Genomic DNA, 14,878 nt, shown 5'->3' on the forward strand with positions numbered 1-14,878 from the left:
ATCCACACAAGCGGCCGAGCCGGGCAGCATGGTTATCGCACTGTCCCTTGACAAGCCCCGTGATTGCCGGGGCCCGCCTTTTTGGGGATAATGCCGGGTTTTCCCGAGAAGCAACATGAAACGCACCTACCAACCCTCCAAAGTGCGCCGCGCGCGTACCCACGGCTTCCTGGTCCGCATGAAGACCCGTGGCGGCCGTGCCGTGATCAACGCCCGCCGCGCCAAGGGCCGCAAGCGCCTCGGCGTCTAAGCGCGCGTTGACGCAAGCGCCACCTCGCGCCTGCCGACCGTGCAGCGGCTGAAGAACCGGGCACAGTACGAGGCAGCGATGGCAGGCGGCACTGTCTCCCGGACGCCGCATTTCGTGCTGCATCGCGCAGCCCTGGATGCGACTTCCAAACCCGCAGGGCCTGGGTCCGATGGACCGCAGGCCCTGTTTGCTGTCCAGGATGAACCGTGGATGGGGGCGGTGGTGCCCAAGCGCTGGGCGAAACGGGCGGTCACCCGCAACGGGATCAAGCGCCAGATCTACAACGTGAGCGCCTCCTTCGAGTCGCGCCTGCCGGCGGCCGCCCACGTGGTGCGGCTGCGGATGGACTTCGCGCGCGCCCAGTTCACCAGCGCCTGGTCCGAGACGCTGAAGGCCAGCGTGCGCGGCGAGCTGCTGCAGCTGTTCGAGAAGGCTTGCCTCGTCGTCCCCGCTGGCCCGTCATCCCCGCGCAGGCGGGGACCCAAGGCGTCCAATGATCCGCGCCCTGCTCGTCGGCCTGATCAAGGGCTACCGCCTGTTCCTGTCCCCCTGGCTGGGATCCTCCTGCCGCTTCACGCCCACCTGTTCCGCCTACGGCCTGCAAGCCCTGGAACGGCACGGCGCGGCGGCCGGCGCCTATCTCGCGGCCGTACGTATTGCCCGCTGCCATCCCTGGTGCGATGGCGGCCATGATCCGGTGCCCGACACCCCGCCCCGCCTGTTCACGCGCCGGGGCGTGCTCCAACAACAGAAGAAACTTCCATGACCGACATCCGCCGCACCATCCTCTGGGTGATCTTCGGCTTTTCACTGGTGATGCTGTGGGACCAATGGCAGGTCTACAACGGCAGGCAGGCGACCTTCTTCCCCTCCGGCAAGCCGGCGGCCACCGCCGTCGCGCCGGGCACCCCGGCCAGCGCCCCGGTGGGCGTGCCGGGCGCGGCCAGCGTGCCGACCACCAGCACCATCGCCGCGGCCACCCCGCCCGGCGGCGCGCCGGCGGCCACGCCCGGCACGCAGGCGATCGCGCGGGAACGCACCACCGTCAGCACCGACGTGCTGCGCGTGACCTTCGACAGCGAAGGCGCGTCCATCGTGCACACCGAGTTCCCCAAGCTGGCCGGCGAGAAGCCGGGCGTGCCCTACGTGCTGCTGGACCTGAGTGCCAACCGCGTGTACGTCGCGCAGTCGGGCCTGATCGGCGGCGACTTCCCCACCCACAAGACGCCGATGGCGGCGGTGCCCGGCGAGCGCACGCTCAAGGACGGCGCCAACGAGCTGTCCGTGCGCTTCGAGTCCGCGGTGCAGGGCGGCGTGAAGCTGGTGAAGACCTACACCTTCCGGCGCGGCGCCTACGACGTGGCCGTGAAGCACGAGGTGGTGAACGCCGGCGGCGCGCCGGTGTCGCCGCAGCTTTACCTGCAGCTGGTGCGCGACGGCAACCCGCTGCCGGGCGAGTCCTCCTTCTATTCCACCTTCACCGGTCCCGCGGTCTTCACCACCGAGCAGAAGTTCCAGAAGGTCGAATTCAGCGACATCGAAAAGAACAAGGCCACCTTCGAGAAGGCCTCCAGCAGTGGCTACGTGGCGATGGTGCAGCACTACTTCGCCAGCGCCTGGCTGCTGGCCGACGGCGTCAAGCGCGAGCTGTTCATGCGCAAGGTGGACAACAACCTGTACGCCGCCGGCCTGATCACGGGGCTGCCGGCGATCCCGCCCGGCATGTCGCAGACGGTGGAGTCGCGCTTCTTCGCCGGCCCGCAGGAAGAAAAGACGCTGGAGCAGATCTACCCGGGCCTGGACCTGGTGAAGGACTACGGCTGGCTCACCATCCTGGCCAAGCCGCTGTACTGGCTGCTGGACAAGCTGCACGGCTTCATCGGCAACTGGGGCTGGTCGATCATGGCGCTGGTGCTGATCATCAAGATCGCCTTCTACTGGCTGCAGGCCAAGGGCTACGAGAGCATGGCCAAGATGAAGGCCATCAACCCCAAGGTGATGCAGCTGCGCGAGCGCTTCAAGGACAACCCGCAGCAGATGCAGCAGGAGATGATGCGCATCTACCGCGAGGAGAAGGTCAACCCGCTGGGCGGCTGCCTGCCGATCCTGGTGCAGATCCCGGTGTTCATCGCGCTGTACTGGGTGCTGCTGTCCTCGGTGGAGATGCGCAACGCGCCCTGGATCGGCTGGATCCGCGACCTGTCCACGCCCGACCCCTACTTCATCCTGCCGGTGGTGATGACGCTGACCACGATGCTGCAGACGGCGCTGAACCCGGTGCCGCCGGACCCGATGCAGGCCAAGATGATGTGGTTCATGCCGCTGATCTTCTCGGTGATGTTCTTCTTCTTCCCGGCCGGCCTGGTGCTGTACTGGATCACGAACAACATCCTGTCGATCGCGCAGCAATGGCTGATCAACGTGCGCATGGGCGTGCCGCCGGAGTTCAACCTGCCGAAGTTCAAGACCTGAACGCGCGGGTGTGAGGGCAAAGGGCCGCTCGCGCGGCCCTTTTTCGTTGGCAGCCACCCCCGGCACAATCCCCCATGCTCGCCCGCCTCGACCAGCCCATCGCCGCCATCGCCACCGCCCCCGGGCGCGGCGCGGTGGGGATCGTGCGCGTGTCGGCGAAGGACGCGCGTGCCCTCATCGCCGCGGTCTGCGGCCGCGAATTGAAGCCGCGCGAAGCCACCTACCTGCCCTTCCGCGCGGCCGACGGCAGCGCGATCGACCAGGGCCTGGCGATCCACTTCCCGGCGCCGCATTCCTACACCGGCGAGGACGTGCTGGAACTGCAGGCGCACGGCGGCCCGGTCGTGCTGCAGCTTCTGCTGGCGCGCTGCCTCGAGGCCGGCGCGTCCATCCACCTGCGCGTCGCCGAGCCCGGCGAGTTCACGCAGCGCGCCTTCCTCAATGGCAAGCTCGACCTCGCGCAGGCCGAGGCGATCGCCGACCTGATCGACGCCAGCACCGAGGCGGCGGCGCGCAGCGCCACCCGCTCGCTGGCCGGCGAGTTCTCGCGCGAGATCCACGCGCTGCGCGACGCGCTGATCCACCTGCGCATGCTGGTGGAGGCGACGCTGGACTTCCCCGAGGAAGAAATCGACTTCCTGCAGAAGGCGGACGCGCAGGGCCAGCTGGATCGCCTGCAGCAGAACCTCGCGCGCGTGATGCAGCGCGCGCACCAGGGCGCGCTGCTGCGCGAAGGCCTGCACGTGGTGATCGCGGGCCAGCCCAACGCGGGCAAGAGTTCGCTGCTCAATGCACTGGCCGGCGCCGAACTCGCCATCGTCACGCCGATCGCCGGCACCACGCGCGACATCGTGCGCCAGACCATCCAGATCGAAGGCGTGCCGCTGCACGTGGTGGACACCGCGGGCCTGCGCGAAGGCGCGGAGGAAGTGGAGCAGATCGGCATCGAGCGCGCTTGGGGGCAGATCGAAAAGGCGGACGCGGTGCTGTTCCTGCACGACCTGACGCGCTCGGATGCAGCGGAGTACCGCGCGGCCGATGCAGCGATCGCGGCACGCTTGCCGCAGGACGTGCCGGTGGTGGATGTTTGGAACAAGGCGGATGCAGTGGATGCCGGGGTTCGCGCTGCTCACCGCCAGCCTACGAACGGCGACGCGACGCCTGTAGGCTGGGGTGACGCCAGGAACCCCAGCGCTGCGCGCAGCGCCCTCACCCTCTCCGCCAAGACCGGCGCCGGCCTCGAAGCCCTGCGCCGCACGCTCCTCGACATCGCCGGCTGGCAGGCTGCGCCCGAAGGGGTGTTCATCGCCCGCGAGCGCCACCTGCAGGCGCTCAAGCGCGTCGACGCGCACCTGATGGAAGCGGCTGCGCTGCTCGTTCGCCAGGCGCAGGCACTCGACCTGCTCGCCGAGGAATTGCGACTGGCGCAGAACGGCCTGTCGGAAATCACCGGCGAGTTCAGCGCCGACGACCTGCTCGGCGTGATCTTCAGCCGCTTCTGCATCGGAAAATAGGACGCGGCTGCGGCGTCGAGGAAGTCACGACCCGCGCCGTTCGGCCGCAGCATCGCGCCGCCCGTCCGTGCCGGGGAAGAAACGCGCGTAACACGCAAGGAGCCCTTCGTATCTCGTGTAATCGAACGCTAGATCGCTTGTAAAGACGGTGGGGCGGCACGTACTGTTGAGCCATGAACGCCCCGCTGCCCACCCCGCTCCACTTCGACGTGCAAGGCTTGGTCCATGCCGTCGCCCACAACCAGTCGCTGGACGCGTTCCACCCCAACCTCACGACCAAGCAGTGGGAATTGTTCGGCACCTACCTGCAGCCCTTCGCGGTGCGGCAGGGCCAGGTGGTGATCGAGCAGAACGCGAGCGATCGCACCGTTTACTTCGTGGAGAGCGGCACGCTCACCGTGCACTACGAGGACGACAAGAAGCGGCTGCGCCTGGCGTCGGTGGACTCGGGCTCGGCGGTGGGCGAAGGGGCCTTCTTCACGCGCCTGCCGCGCAATGCCACCGTGCAGGCCGCGAGCGCGTGCAAGCTGTGGTCGCTCAGCCCGATCCGCTTCACCGAGCTCACCAACCGGCAGCCGGCGCTGGCGGTCGAGGTGGCGATGGCGCTGGGCTCGCTGGTCTCGCGCCGCCTAGGCAATCGTCCTAAGCGCGTTGCGGTCACCTGATACGCGCCGAGCCGCTCGTCACGCGCCTCGTGACGCCTGTCCGTCGGCAAGGGGGCTTACAGCGTGGTAACAAATGCGGTCCACACTGGCAGGACCGAAGTGAAAGAACACCATGTCCCTGCTTAGCTGGTTCTCCTCCAAGAAGAGCGGCGACGCGCCGTTGAGCGCGCTGCCCAGCTCCGGCATGTCGCGCATGGAGTCCACCAAGCCGCACCACCAGGCCAGGCACGGCCTGGGCGGCAACGCGCAGCCGGGCAACCGCAAGCAGGAACGCATGGAGCGGCGCGAGCTGCTCTACGCGCGGTGGTGCGCGAGGCGATGGTGCGCGCCGGCGTGCTGTCCTCCAGCTACAAGTTCAAGGTGCTGTCGCTCGACCCGCGCGGCGGCCAGTTCATGGTGATGGTGGACCTGGCGCAGGGCGCCGCCAGCGACACCACGCGCCTGGCCGAGATCGAGGCGATGGTCGCGCAGTCGGCCAAGGCCCGCTACGACATCGTGGTGAGCGCCGTGTACTGGCGCGCCAACGAACACGTCGCGATCGGCGACCCCACGCACTTCAGCTCGCAGAAGCCGCTGATCTCGCAGCCGGCGCCGCTGCTGCCCGAACACATCTCGCGCCCGGCGGAACTGCGCGAGGCACCGCCGCTGCCGGGCCGCCGGTTCGAGCCGCTGCAGGACGACGAAGTGGCGGCCTTCCGCAAGGCACTCGACGCCGGCGTGCGCGGCGAACAGGCGCTCGCGTCGGCCAACCACGGCAAGGCGGCGCAGAGCTACACGCTGCTGACCGGCTTCGAGGACACCGAGATGATGGCGGAGGGGGAAGAGGGGCAGTTGAGCAAGACGCAGTACGGGGCCTTGCGTTGAACGCTGGGGTTCCTTCGTCACCCCAGCCTACGAGCGAGCAGGCCCCGTAGCCTGGTGGTGAGGCGCAGCCGAACCCCAGCGGCTAGTGCCCCTCGAAATGCACGAAGGTGAACACCTCCAGCCCACCTTCCCGCAACTTCACCGCCCCCGAGCTCCGGCAGGTCGACGATCGCGCAGCCCTCGATCACCTTCGCCCCCAGCTTCTCCAGCAGCTTCTTGCCCGCCATCATGGTCCCGCCGGTGGCGATCAGGTCGTCGACCAGCAGCACGCGCTGGCCCGGCTTCACGGCGTCGGTGTGCAGTTCCACCGTCGCACTGCCGTACTCCAGCTCGTAGGTTTCCTCCACGGTGGTGAAGGGCAGCTTGCCCTTCTTGCGGATCGGCACGAAGCCCACGCCCAGCTCGTAGGCCACCACGGCACCGAGGATGAAGCCGCGCGCGTCCAGCCCCGCCACCACGTCGGGCCGGCGGTCCATGTAGCGGTGCACGAAGGCGTCGATCAGCACGCGGAAGGTCTTGGGGTCCTGCAGCAGAGGGGTGATGTCGCGGAACTGCACGCCCGGCGCCGGCCAGTCGGGCACGGTGCGGATGTGGCGTTTCAGGTAGTCGCTGACGTCCAGCGCGTCGTCTTGCATGTTCATCCTTTGAGCAGGATCTCTTCGGCATTGGCCAGGGTCTCGGGCCGGCCCAGGAGTACCAGGGTGTCGCCGTCCTCCAGCGCGGGATCGGTCGCGGGGTCGATGGTGCGGCCGTTGCTGCGACGCAGGCTGACCACGCGCACGCCCTGCAGCCCCAGGCGCAGCTGGCTGAGCACGCGGCCCAGGGCGCTCGCGCCCAGCGGCAGCGTGACCGTGGCCAGGCGCTCCTGGTCCAGGTCCAGGCCGCTCGGGTCGTCGGCGCCGTGGAAGTAGCCGCGCAGCATCTTGTAGCGCGCCTCGCGCTGCTCCTGCACGATGCGGATCACGCGCCGCATGGGCACGCCCACCAGCGCCAGCGCGTGGCCGGCCAGCATCAGCGAGCCTTCCAGCGTTTCGGGCACGACTTCGGTGGCGCCGGCGTCGCGCAGCTTGTCCAGGTCCAGGTCGTCCTGCGTGCGCACGATCACGGGCACGGCGGGGAGTGCGCGCGGGCGGTGGCCAGCACCTTCACCGCGCCCGGCACGTCCAGGTAGGTGATGACCACCGCGCTGGCGCGGCCCAGGCCGGCGGCCACCAGCGCCTGCAGCCGCGAGGCGTCGCCGAACACCACCGAGTCGCCCGCCGCGGCGGCCTGGCGCACGCGGTCCGGGTCGAGGTCGAGCGCGATGTACTGGATGGACTCCTGCTCCAGCATGCGCGCCAGGTTCTGGCCGCAGCGGCCGTAGCCGCAGATGATCACGTGCTTGCTGGTGTTGATGGACTTGCGCGCGATGTTGGTCATCTGCAGCGACTGCACCATCCACTCGCTGGCCACCAGCTTCATCACGATGCGGTTGCTCCACTGGATGATGAAGGGCGTGGCCAGCATGGAGATCACCATGCTGGCGAGGATCGCGTTGAGCAGCAGCGAGGGCACCAGCTGGTGCTCGCGCGCCAGCGACAGCAGCACGAAGCCGAACTCGCCGGCCTGCGCCAGGTACAGGCCGGTGCGCAGCGCCACGCCCATGGTGGCGCCGTACAGCTTGGCCAGCACCGTCACCAGCAGCAGCTTGAACAGCACCGGCAGGGTCACCAGCACCAGCACCAGCCCCCAGTGCTCCAAGATCGGCCGCCAGTCCAGCATCATTCCGACGGTGATGAAGAACAGGCCCAGCAGCACGTCGTGGAAAGGCCGGATGTCCGCCTCCACCTGGTGCTTGTATTCGGTCTCGGAGATCAGGATGCCGGCGATGAAGGCGCCCAGCGCCAGCGACAGGCCGGCCAGCTCGGTCAGCCAGGCCAGGCCCAGCGTCACCAGCAGCAGGTTCAGCACGAACAGCTCGTCGCTCTTGCGGCGCGCCACCAGGGTCAGCCACCAGCGCATCAGGCGCTGGCCGCCGGCCAGCAGCAGCACGATCAGGCCGGCGGCCTTCACGGCGGCGAGGCCGAGTTCGCGCAGCAGCACCTCCGGCGGGCTGCCCAGCGCGGGGATCATCACCAGCAGCGGCACCACGGCCAGGTCCTGGAACAGCAGCACGCCCATCACCCGCTTGCCATGCTCGCTCTCCAGCTCCAGCCGGTCCGACATCAGCTTGACCACGATGGCGGTGGAGCTCATGGCCAGCGCGCCCGACAGCGCCAGCCCGGTCTGCCAGCTCATGGGCCAGACCTGCGGCAGCAGCCAGGACAGCGCCAGCGAGCCCATGGTCGCCGGCACGATGGTGAACATCACCTGCGACATGCCCAGACCGAACACGTGGCCGCGCATGGCGCGCAGCTTGGACAGGTTGAACTCCAGGCCGATCACGAACATCAGGAACACCACGCCGAACTCGGCCAGGTGGCGCACCGTGTCCGAGTCCTCCGCCATGCCCAGCGCATTGGGGCCGATCACCACGCCCACCGCCAGGTACCCCAGCATGGGGGCAGCTTCAGGAAGCGGCACGCGACCACTCCCAGCACGGCGGCCAGGAGGTAGAGAACGGTCAGCGCCAGCGAGGTCATCCCCGATGCTATCGTCACCGAAACTGACGCCCCGATAAAATCCCGAAATGAGCTTCGACCGTACGCGCGCCCTGCGCCTGGCCCAGGAAACCTTCGACATCGAGGCCGCGGCGGTGCAGGGGCTCAAGGCGCGCACCGGCGCCGCCTTCGCCGAGGCCGTGGCGGCCATGCTGGACCTGCGCGGCCGGGTGGTCGTGATGGGCATGGGCAAGAGCGGCCACGTGGGCCGCAAGATCGCCGCCACCCTCGCCTCCACCGGCACGCCCGCCCTGTTCGTGCACCCGGCCGAGGCCAGCCACGGCGACCTGGGCATGATCAAGTCCGTGGACCTCGTGCTGGCCATCTCCAACGGCGGCGAAAGCGACGAGATCACCGTGATCCTGCCGGTCCTCAAACGCCTGGGCGTGCCCATGGTCGCCATGACCGGCAACCTCGATTCCACCCTGGGCCGCCATGCCGACATCGTGCTGGACAGCGGCGTGGAGAAGGAAGCCTGCCCGCTGAACCTGGCGCCCACCGCCAGCACGACGGCGCAGCTCGCGCTGGGCGACGCGCTGGCCGTGGCGCTGCTCGATGCGCGCGGCTTCAAGTCCGAGGACTTCGCCCGCTCGCACCCCGGCGGCGCGCTGGGGCGCAAGCTGCTGACGCACCTGAGCGACGTGATGCGCAAGGGCGACGCGGTGCCGAAGGTCGGTCCCGACACCCTGTTCGCCGACCTGATGCGCGAGATGAGCGCCAAGGGCCTGGGCGCCTCCGCGGTGGTGGACGCTGGCGGCGGCGTGCTGGGCATCTTCACCGACGGCGACCTGCGCCGGCTGATCGAAAGGGCGTGGACCTGCGGTCCATGCGCGCGCGCGAGGTCATGCACCCCGGCCCGCGCACCATCCGCGACGACGCGCTGGCCGCCGAGGCCGCGCAGCTGATGGAGCAGTACCGCATCACCAGCGTCCTGGTGGTCGACACCGAGGGCAAGCTGGTGGGCGCCGTCAACAGCAACGACCTGATGCGCGCGAAGGTCATCTGATGAACCCCGCACTGAGCTTCCCTCCCGAGCTGCTGCTCGCGGCGCAGGGCATCCGCGTCGCCTTCTTCGACGTCGACGGCGTGATGACCGACGGCGGCGTGCTGTTCTCCGACGAGGGCGAGACGCTCAAGCGCTTCCACATCCTGGACGGCCTGGGCCTGAAGCTGCTGCAGCGCGGCGGCATCACGCCGGTGGTGATCACCGGGCGCGACTCAAGCCGCTGCGCAAGCGCCTGGATGCGCTGGGCCTCACGCACGTGCACTACGGCACCGAGGACAAGCGGCCGGCCGCGGAGAAGACGCTGGCGGCGCTCGGCTTCGACTGGTCGCAGGCCGCGGCCATGGGCGACGACTGGCCCGACCTGCCGGTGCTGCGCCGGGTCGCCTTCGCCGCCGCGCCACCGCACGCGCACATCGAGGTGCGCGCCTGCGCCCGCTACGTCACGCAGGCGGCCGCCGGCCAGGGCGCGGCGCGCGAGTTCTGCGACTTCCTGCTGGTCGCTTCCGGGCAGTACGCGAAGCTGCTGGAGGCGTACCAGTGAGCGCCGCACGGCCGCCCGAAGGCGCTCAGCCCCCTCCGCTTGCGGAGGGGAGGAGCAGCCCGCGCAGCGGGCAATCCTGGGGAGGTTTGCCTTGACCGCAGCGCGCGGCTTCGGCCGTGCCTGGGACCGGATCAGCATCTACCTGCCCATCATCCTGATGGGGCTGCTGGCGCTGGGCACCTACTGGCTGGCGCGCAACACGCCGGGGCTGGCGCAGACCTTCGGCGTGCGGCCGCCGGTCCACGAGCCGGACTACTTCCTGCGCGGCTTCTCGGTGAAGTCCTTCGATCCCACGGGCCGCCTGAAGAACGAGATCCACGGCACCGAGGCGCGCCACTACCCCGACACCGACACCATGGAGATCGACCAGCCGCGCATCCGCTCCTACGACGAGAAGGGCGCGCTCACCATCGCGACGGCCAGGCGCGCCATCAGCAATGCCGACGCCTCGCAGGTGCAGCTGATCGGCGACGCGGTGGTCACGCGCGAGGCGCCCAAGGTCAACGGCGTCGCACCGCCGCGGCTGGAGATCCGCGGCGAGTTCCTGCATGCCTTCATGGACCAGGAGCGGGTGAAGTCGGACAAGCCGGTGGTCCTCAAGCGCGGCGACGACGTGTTCCACGCGGACAGCATGGAGTACGACAACCTCGAGCGCGTGCTGAGCTGCGCGGGCGCGTGCAGGGCGTGCTGCAACCGCGCGTGCGCTGAACACATGGCACCGCTGGCCTTCATCACCGGCGCATCGAGCGGCATCGGCCAGGCGCTGGCCGCGCGCTACGCGCAGGCCGGCTGGCGGCTCGCGCTGGTGGCGCGCCGCACCGGCGAGATCCAGCAATGGGCGCGGGCGCAGGGCCTGGCCGAAGACCGCTGGCGCGTGTACGGCGCCGACGTGTCGCAGGTCGAGAGCATCGTCGCCGCAGCCCAGGCCTGCATCGCGCAGCAGGGACTGCCCGAGGTGGTGATCGCCAATGCCGGCATCAGCATCGGCATGGACACGGAGATCCGCGCGGACCTCGAAGTCATGGCGCGCACCTTCGCCACCAACAACATCGGCCTGGCCGCGACCTTCCATCCCTTCATCGCCCCCATGCGCGCGCGCGGCGGCGGCGCGCTGGTGGGCATCGCCAGCGTCGCCGGCATCCGCGGCCTGCCCGGGCACGGCGCCTACTGTTCCAGCAAGGCGGCGGTGATCAGCTACTGCGAGACGCTGCGCGGCGAGCTGCGCACCAGCGGCGTGAAGGTGGTGACCATCGTCCCGGGCTACGTGGACACGCCGCTGACCCGCCAGAACCGCTACGGCATGCCCTTCCTGATGAAGGCGGAGGATTTCGCCGATGCGGCCTTCCGCGCGATCGGTGCCGGGCGCAGCTACCGGGTGATCCCGTGGCAGATGGGCGTGGTGGCGAAGCTGCTGCGGCTGCTGCCGGATGCGGTGTTCGACCGGGCGCTGGCGGGGCGGCCGCGCAAGCACCGGCAGGGCGAGGGTTAGCTGGGGTTCGCTGCGCTCACCACCAGCCTACCGACTGTCATGGCGGATTCGACCGTCTTCGTAGGCTGGCGGTGAGCGCAGCGAACCCCAGCAAAAAGGCTCCCGAAGGAGCCTTTGTTCACGGGCGCGAACGCTCAGTAGTTCCCACCACCGCCGCCGCCATACCCGCCGCCACCGCCGCCGGAGCGGCCGCCGCCCCGGGGGCCTGCGCCGTACGGGCTGCGGAAGCCGCCGTCCTGGCCGCCACCACCGCCGCCGCTGCGGCCACCACCACCGCCGCCGCCGTAGCCGCCGCCACCGCCGCCTTCACGACGGCCACCGCCGCCGCCACCGCCATAGCCGCCGCCACCACCGCCGCCGAAGCCGCCGGTGCGCGGACGGTTTTCCATCGGCCGGGCCTCGTTGACGACCACGCTGCGGCCGCCCATGGACTGGCCGTTCATGCCGCTGATGGCTGCCTGCGCTTCGGCGTCACTGCCCATTTCGACGAAACCGAAGCCCTTGGACCGGCCGGTCTCGCGTTCCATCATCACCTTGGCGCTCGTGACCTGCCCGAACTGGCCGAAAGCCTCCTCGAGATCGCTGTCGCGCACTTGGTAGGGCAGATTGCCTACGTACAGTTTGTTGCCCATCTACAGGGACTCCTGACAAGAACAAATGAAATACGGAGAGATGGAGTCCCAGAAACGCATTCAACGAAAGCGACGCGAAAGGCACCCGTTCACCCGCAACCTGCGTGTCGGGACTGACCACGCAAAGTCATTATGGAGCAGATCATTCCCGGGGTGGCAAGGGGTCCGCACCCCATGGAAAGTGAAAAAGTGAACGTCGGCGCGGCTTTGCGGACGCCATGCAAAAAGGGCCCGTAGGCCCTTTGGAGTAGTCCGCGCGAGGCGAAGCTGCTTAGTAACGGTCGCGGCCACCGCCGCCGCCGCCGTAGCCGCCACCACCACCGCCGCCTTCGCGACGGCCGCCGCCGAAGCCGCCACCACCGCCGCCGCCGCCGAAGCCGCGGCCACCACCGCCGCCGCCGCCACCAAAGCCGCCGCCGCCGCCACCGGAACGGGGCTCCATCGGACGGGCTTCATTGACCACCAGGGCACGGCCGCCGTGCTGCTGGCCGTTCATGCCGGCGATCGCGGCTTGCGCTTCGGCCGGGCTGCCCATTTCGACGAAACCGAAGCCCTTGGAGCGGCCGGTGTCGCGCTCCATCATGACCTTGGCGGAGGTGACAGTGCCGAACTGGCTGAAGGCCTGTTCCATGTCGCTGTCGCGGAAAGAGTAGGGAAGGTTCCCCACGTAGAGTTTGTTGCCCATTGAATGGACTCCTGGAAAAAAGCGCTAAACAAAGCGATGGAGTCCGCAAGACGCAATCAAAAACCGCGAGACCGACTAAACACCGCAAACCTGCGGCTCCTCATGGAACCACGGGACGCATTATGCGCGCGGTTTGGATTCGTGGCGCATCCGGGTGTCCCCCAAGGGCCACGGCCGCGCCAGATGGTGGCTCGGCGCCACACATCCGGCGCACATCGGCTACCAGTTGGGTTCCCGTTCCGGGGTCGAGCCGATCCGGTGGATGGCCAGGTCGGCCCCCTCGAATTCCTGTTCGGCCGACAGCCGCAGGCCCATCACCACCCGCAGCAGCCCGTAGACGGCGAAGCCCGCCACCAGTGCCCAGGCCACGCCGATCAGGCTGCCGATCAACTGCGCGCCCAGGCTCACTCCGCCCAGCCCGCCGAAGGTCTTGCTGCCGAAGATGCCGGCGGCGATGCCGCCCCACAGGCCGCACAGGCCGTGCAGCGGCCACACGCCCAGCACGTCGTCGATCTTCCAGCGGTTCTGGGTGAGCGTGAACATGATGACGAAGATGGCGCCGGCGCCGCCGCCCACGGCCAGCGCGCCCAGCGGGTGCATCAGGTCGCTGCCGGCGCACACGGCCACCAGCCCGGCCAGCGGCCCGTTGTGCACGAAGCCGGGGTCGTTCCGCCCGAGGAGCGTCGCGGCCAGCGTTCCGCCCACCATGGCCAGCAGCGAGTTGACCGCCACCAGGCCGGACACCTTGTCGATGGTCTGGGCGCTCATCACGTTGAAGCCGAACCAGCCGACGGTGAGCACCCACGCACCCAGCGCGAGGAAGGGGATGTTGGACGGCGGGTGGGCCGAGATCGCCCCGTCCTTGCGGTAGCGGTTGCTGCGCGCGCCCAGCAGCAGGACGGCCGGCAGCGCCAGCCAGCCGCCGACCGCGTGCACGACGATGGAGCCGGCGAAGTCATGGAACTCCTCGCCGGTCAGCCCCTTGATCCAGGCCTGGACGCCGAAGCGCTGGTTCCAGGCGATGCCCTCGAACAGCGGATAGACCAGGCCGACGATGACGGCCGTCGCCACCAGTTGCGGGCCGAAGCGCGCGCGTTCGGCGATGCCGCCCGAAATGATGGCCGGAATGGCCGCGGCGAAGGTGAGGAGGAAGAAGAACTTCACCAGCTCGTAGCCGTTGCGGGTCACCGCTGGTCGGCGCTGACCAGGAAGCCGGTGCCGTAGGCCACGGCGAAGCCGACCAGGAAGTAGGCGACCGTGGAGACGGCGAAGTCCACCATGATCTTGACCAGCGCATTGACCTGGTTCTTCTTGCGCACGGTACCGAGCTCCAGGAAGGCGAAACCGGCGTGCATCGCCAGGACCATGATGGCGCCCAGCAGGATGAACAGGACGTCCGAGCCCTGTTTTAGTGCTTCCATTGCTACCCCTTGGGATGAAATGCGTTGTTGTGGTGCGTTCCGGCCGCTTTCACGGCCTTCGCACCAAGATCAAGCAAAAAGTGCGCCGTCAGGGTGCGTCAGGGGCGACGTCTACAATCGCGCCCCCTTGGAAGCCTTTCTCGTCTCCACCGGCCTCGTCGCGCTCGCCGAAATGGGCGACAAGACGCAGCTCCTCTCCCTGGTCCTCGCCGCCCGCTTCCGCAAGCCCTGGCCGATCGCCTGGGGCATCCTGGTCGCGACCCTGTTCAACCATGCGCTGGCCGGCGCGCTCGGCAGCTGGGTGACCACCGCGCTCGGCCCGGACGTGCTGCGCTGGGTGCTGGGCGCGTCCTTCATCGCCATGGCGATCTGGATGCTCATCCCCGACAAGCTCGACGAAGGCGACGGCGACGCCGCGCCGCGGGCCGGCGTGTTCATCACCACGCTGGTCGCCTTCTTCCTGGCGGAGATGGGCGACAAGACCCAGGTCGCCACCGTGATGCTGGCCGCGCAGTTCAACGCCTGGGCCGCGGTGGTGGCCGGCACCACGCTCGGGATGATGCTCGCCAACGTGCCGGTGGTCTGGTTCGGCGACCGGATCACGCGCAAGGTGCCGATCCGGGCGGTGCACGTGGTGGGGGCGCTGATCTTCCTGGTGTTGGGGCTGGTCGCGATCCTCGCGTGACGGCGCTTGGCTATA

The 14,878-nt window shown here is 69.1% G+C and carries 11 protein-coding genes and 7 pseudogenes; 13 read left to right on the top strand and 5 right to left on the bottom strand.

Going from position 1 to position 14,878, the window contains the following annotated elements:
* Positions 1–115 precede the first annotated feature (115 nt).
* The 8 genes and pseudogenes from rpmH (at position 116) to HK415_RS18935 (ending at position 5,765) form a co-directional block, all read left to right on the top strand.
* Positions 116–250, top strand: coding sequence for a 50S ribosomal protein L34 (rpmH, locus tag HK415_RS18905; protein ID WP_171561975.1), 135 nt, complete (start codon positions 116–118; stop codon positions 248–250).
* Between the two features lie 39 nt (positions 251–289).
* Positions 290–631, top strand: a pseudogene (locus HK415_RS18910) (ribonuclease P protein component); the annotation flags it as partial.
* A 112-nt stretch (positions 632–743) separates the two neighbouring features.
* On the top strand, positions 744–1,016 hold the full coding sequence (gene yidD / locus HK415_RS18915; protein ID WP_171561976.1) for a membrane protein insertion efficiency factor YidD: 273 nt from the start codon (positions 744–746) through the stop codon (positions 1,014–1,016).
* The gene (gene yidC / locus HK415_RS18920; protein WP_171561977.1) at positions 1,013–2,722 is read left to right on the top strand and encodes a membrane protein insertase YidC; all 1,710 of its coding nucleotides are present in this window, start codon (positions 1,013–1,015) and stop codon (positions 2,720–2,722) included. Before yidD ends, yidC begins: the two co-directional genes overlap by 4 nt.
* Positions 2,723–2,796: 74 nt before the next feature.
* Entirely contained in the window at positions 2,797–4,236 is a 1,440-nt protein-coding gene (gene mnmE / locus HK415_RS18925) for a tRNA uridine-5-carboxymethylaminomethyl(34) synthesis GTPase MnmE (protein WP_171561978.1), read from the top strand.
* 173 nt (positions 4,237–4,409) lie between these two features.
* Positions 4,410–4,901, top strand: a complete 492-nt coding sequence (locus tag HK415_RS18930; protein WP_171561979.1) for a Crp/Fnr family transcriptional regulator — start codon at positions 4,410–4,412, stop codon at positions 4,899–4,901.
* Positions 4,902–5,013: 112 nt separating this feature from the next.
* Complete coding sequence (locus HK415_RS25505) at positions 5,014–5,301, top strand: hypothetical protein (RefSeq protein WP_253261951.1); 288 nt, start codon at positions 5,014–5,016, stop codon at positions 5,299–5,301.
* The gene (locus HK415_RS18935; protein ID WP_253261952.1) at positions 5,208–5,765 is read left to right on the top strand and encodes a hypothetical protein; all 558 of its coding nucleotides are present in this window, start codon (positions 5,208–5,210) and stop codon (positions 5,763–5,765) included. Before HK415_RS25505 ends, HK415_RS18935 begins: the two co-directional genes overlap by 94 nt.
* 82 nt (positions 5,766–5,847) lie before the next feature.
* Here the strand turns inward: HK415_RS18935 and HK415_RS18940 are convergent.
* A pseudogene (locus tag HK415_RS18940) lies at positions 5,848–6,400 on the bottom strand (adenine phosphoribosyltransferase).
* Between the two features lie 2 nt (positions 6,401–6,402).
* Positions 6,403–8,386: pseudogene (locus HK415_RS18945) on the bottom strand (monovalent cation:proton antiporter family protein).
* A gap of 47 nt (positions 8,387–8,433) precedes the next feature.
* On the opposite strand from HK415_RS18945, the pseudogene HK415_RS18950 reads away from it, so the two are divergent.
* The 4 genes and pseudogenes from HK415_RS18950 (at position 8,434) to HK415_RS25515 (ending at position 11,440) form a co-directional block, all read left to right on the top strand.
* Positions 8,434–9,410, top strand: a pseudogene (locus HK415_RS18950) (KpsF/GutQ family sugar-phosphate isomerase).
* A pseudogene (locus HK415_RS18955) lies at positions 9,410–9,951 on the top strand (KdsC family phosphatase). Before HK415_RS18950 ends, HK415_RS18955 begins: the two co-directional pseudogenes overlap by 1 nt.
* 91 nt (positions 9,952–10,042) lie before the next feature.
* A pseudogene (gene lptC, locus HK415_RS25510) lies at positions 10,043–10,600 on the top strand (LPS export ABC transporter periplasmic protein LptC); the annotation flags it as partial.
* Positions 10,601–10,663: 63 nt separating this feature from the next.
* Positions 10,664–11,440: an SDR family oxidoreductase gene (locus HK415_RS25515; protein ID WP_171563554.1), complete on the top strand. Its 777-nt coding sequence runs from the start codon at positions 10,664–10,666 to the stop codon at positions 11,438–11,440.
* Positions 11,441–11,574: 134 nt separating this feature from the next.
* On the opposite strand, the gene rbp (HK415_RS18970) is transcribed toward HK415_RS25515, so the two are convergent.
* From rbp (HK415_RS18970) to HK415_RS18980, 3 genes and pseudogenes are all read right to left on the bottom strand, one after another.
* Complete coding sequence (gene rbp, locus HK415_RS18970; RefSeq protein WP_171561980.1) at positions 11,575–12,072, bottom strand: RNA-binding regulator; 498 nt, start codon at positions 12,070–12,072, stop codon at positions 11,575–11,577.
* Between the two features lie 271 nt (positions 12,073–12,343).
* Positions 12,344–12,757 carry an RNA-binding regulator gene (rbp, locus tag HK415_RS18975; protein ID WP_171561982.1) on the bottom strand — a complete coding sequence of 138 codons (414 nt, stop codon included), beginning with the start codon at positions 12,755–12,757 and terminating at the stop codon, positions 12,344–12,346.
* 219 nt (positions 12,758–12,976) lie between these two features.
* Positions 12,977–14,178 (bottom strand): annotated as a pseudogene (locus HK415_RS18980) (ammonium transporter).
* A gap of 127 nt (positions 14,179–14,305) precedes the next feature.
* Here HK415_RS18980 and HK415_RS18985 point away from each other — a divergent pair.
* A complete protein-coding gene (locus HK415_RS18985; RefSeq protein ID WP_171561984.1) occupies positions 14,306–14,863 on the top strand; it encodes a TMEM165/GDT1 family protein in 558 nt (185 codons plus the stop codon).
* Positions 14,864–14,878 lie beyond the last annotated feature (15 nt).

It is taken from the genome of Ramlibacter montanisoli, assembly GCF_013087525.1.
Taxonomy (GTDB): domain Bacteria; phylum Pseudomonadota; class Gammaproteobacteria; order Burkholderiales; family Burkholderiaceae_C; genus Ramlibacter; species Ramlibacter montanisoli.

Coding starts and splice junctions, on each gene's coding strand:
- rbp (WP_171561980.1), bottom strand. CDS start 12,072: ATGGGCAACAAACTGTACGTAGGCAATCTGCCCTACCAAGTGCGCGAC.
- rbp (WP_171561982.1), bottom strand. CDS start 12,757: ATGGGCAACAAACTCTACGTGGGGAACCTTCCCTACTCTTTCCGCGAC.
- yidC (WP_171561977.1), top strand. CDS start 1,013: ATGACCGACATCCGCCGCACCATCCTCTGGGTGATCTTCGGCTTTTCA.
- rpmH (WP_171561975.1), top strand. CDS start 116: ATGAAACGCACCTACCAACCCTCCAAAGTGCGCCGCGCGCGTACCCAC.
- HK415_RS25505 (WP_253261951.1), top strand. CDS start 5,014: ATGTCCCTGCTTAGCTGGTTCTCCTCCAAGAAGAGCGGCGACGCGCCG.
- yidD (WP_171561976.1), top strand. CDS start 744: ATGATCCGCGCCCTGCTCGTCGGCCTGATCAAGGGCTACCGCCTGTTC.
- HK415_RS18930 (WP_171561979.1), top strand. CDS start 4,410: ATGAACGCCCCGCTGCCCACCCCGCTCCACTTCGACGTGCAAGGCTTG.
- mnmE (WP_171561978.1), top strand. CDS start 2,797: ATGCTCGCCCGCCTCGACCAGCCCATCGCCGCCATCGCCACCGCCCCC.
- HK415_RS25515 (WP_171563554.1), top strand. CDS start 10,664: ATGGCACCGCTGGCCTTCATCACCGGCGCATCGAGCGGCATCGGCCAG.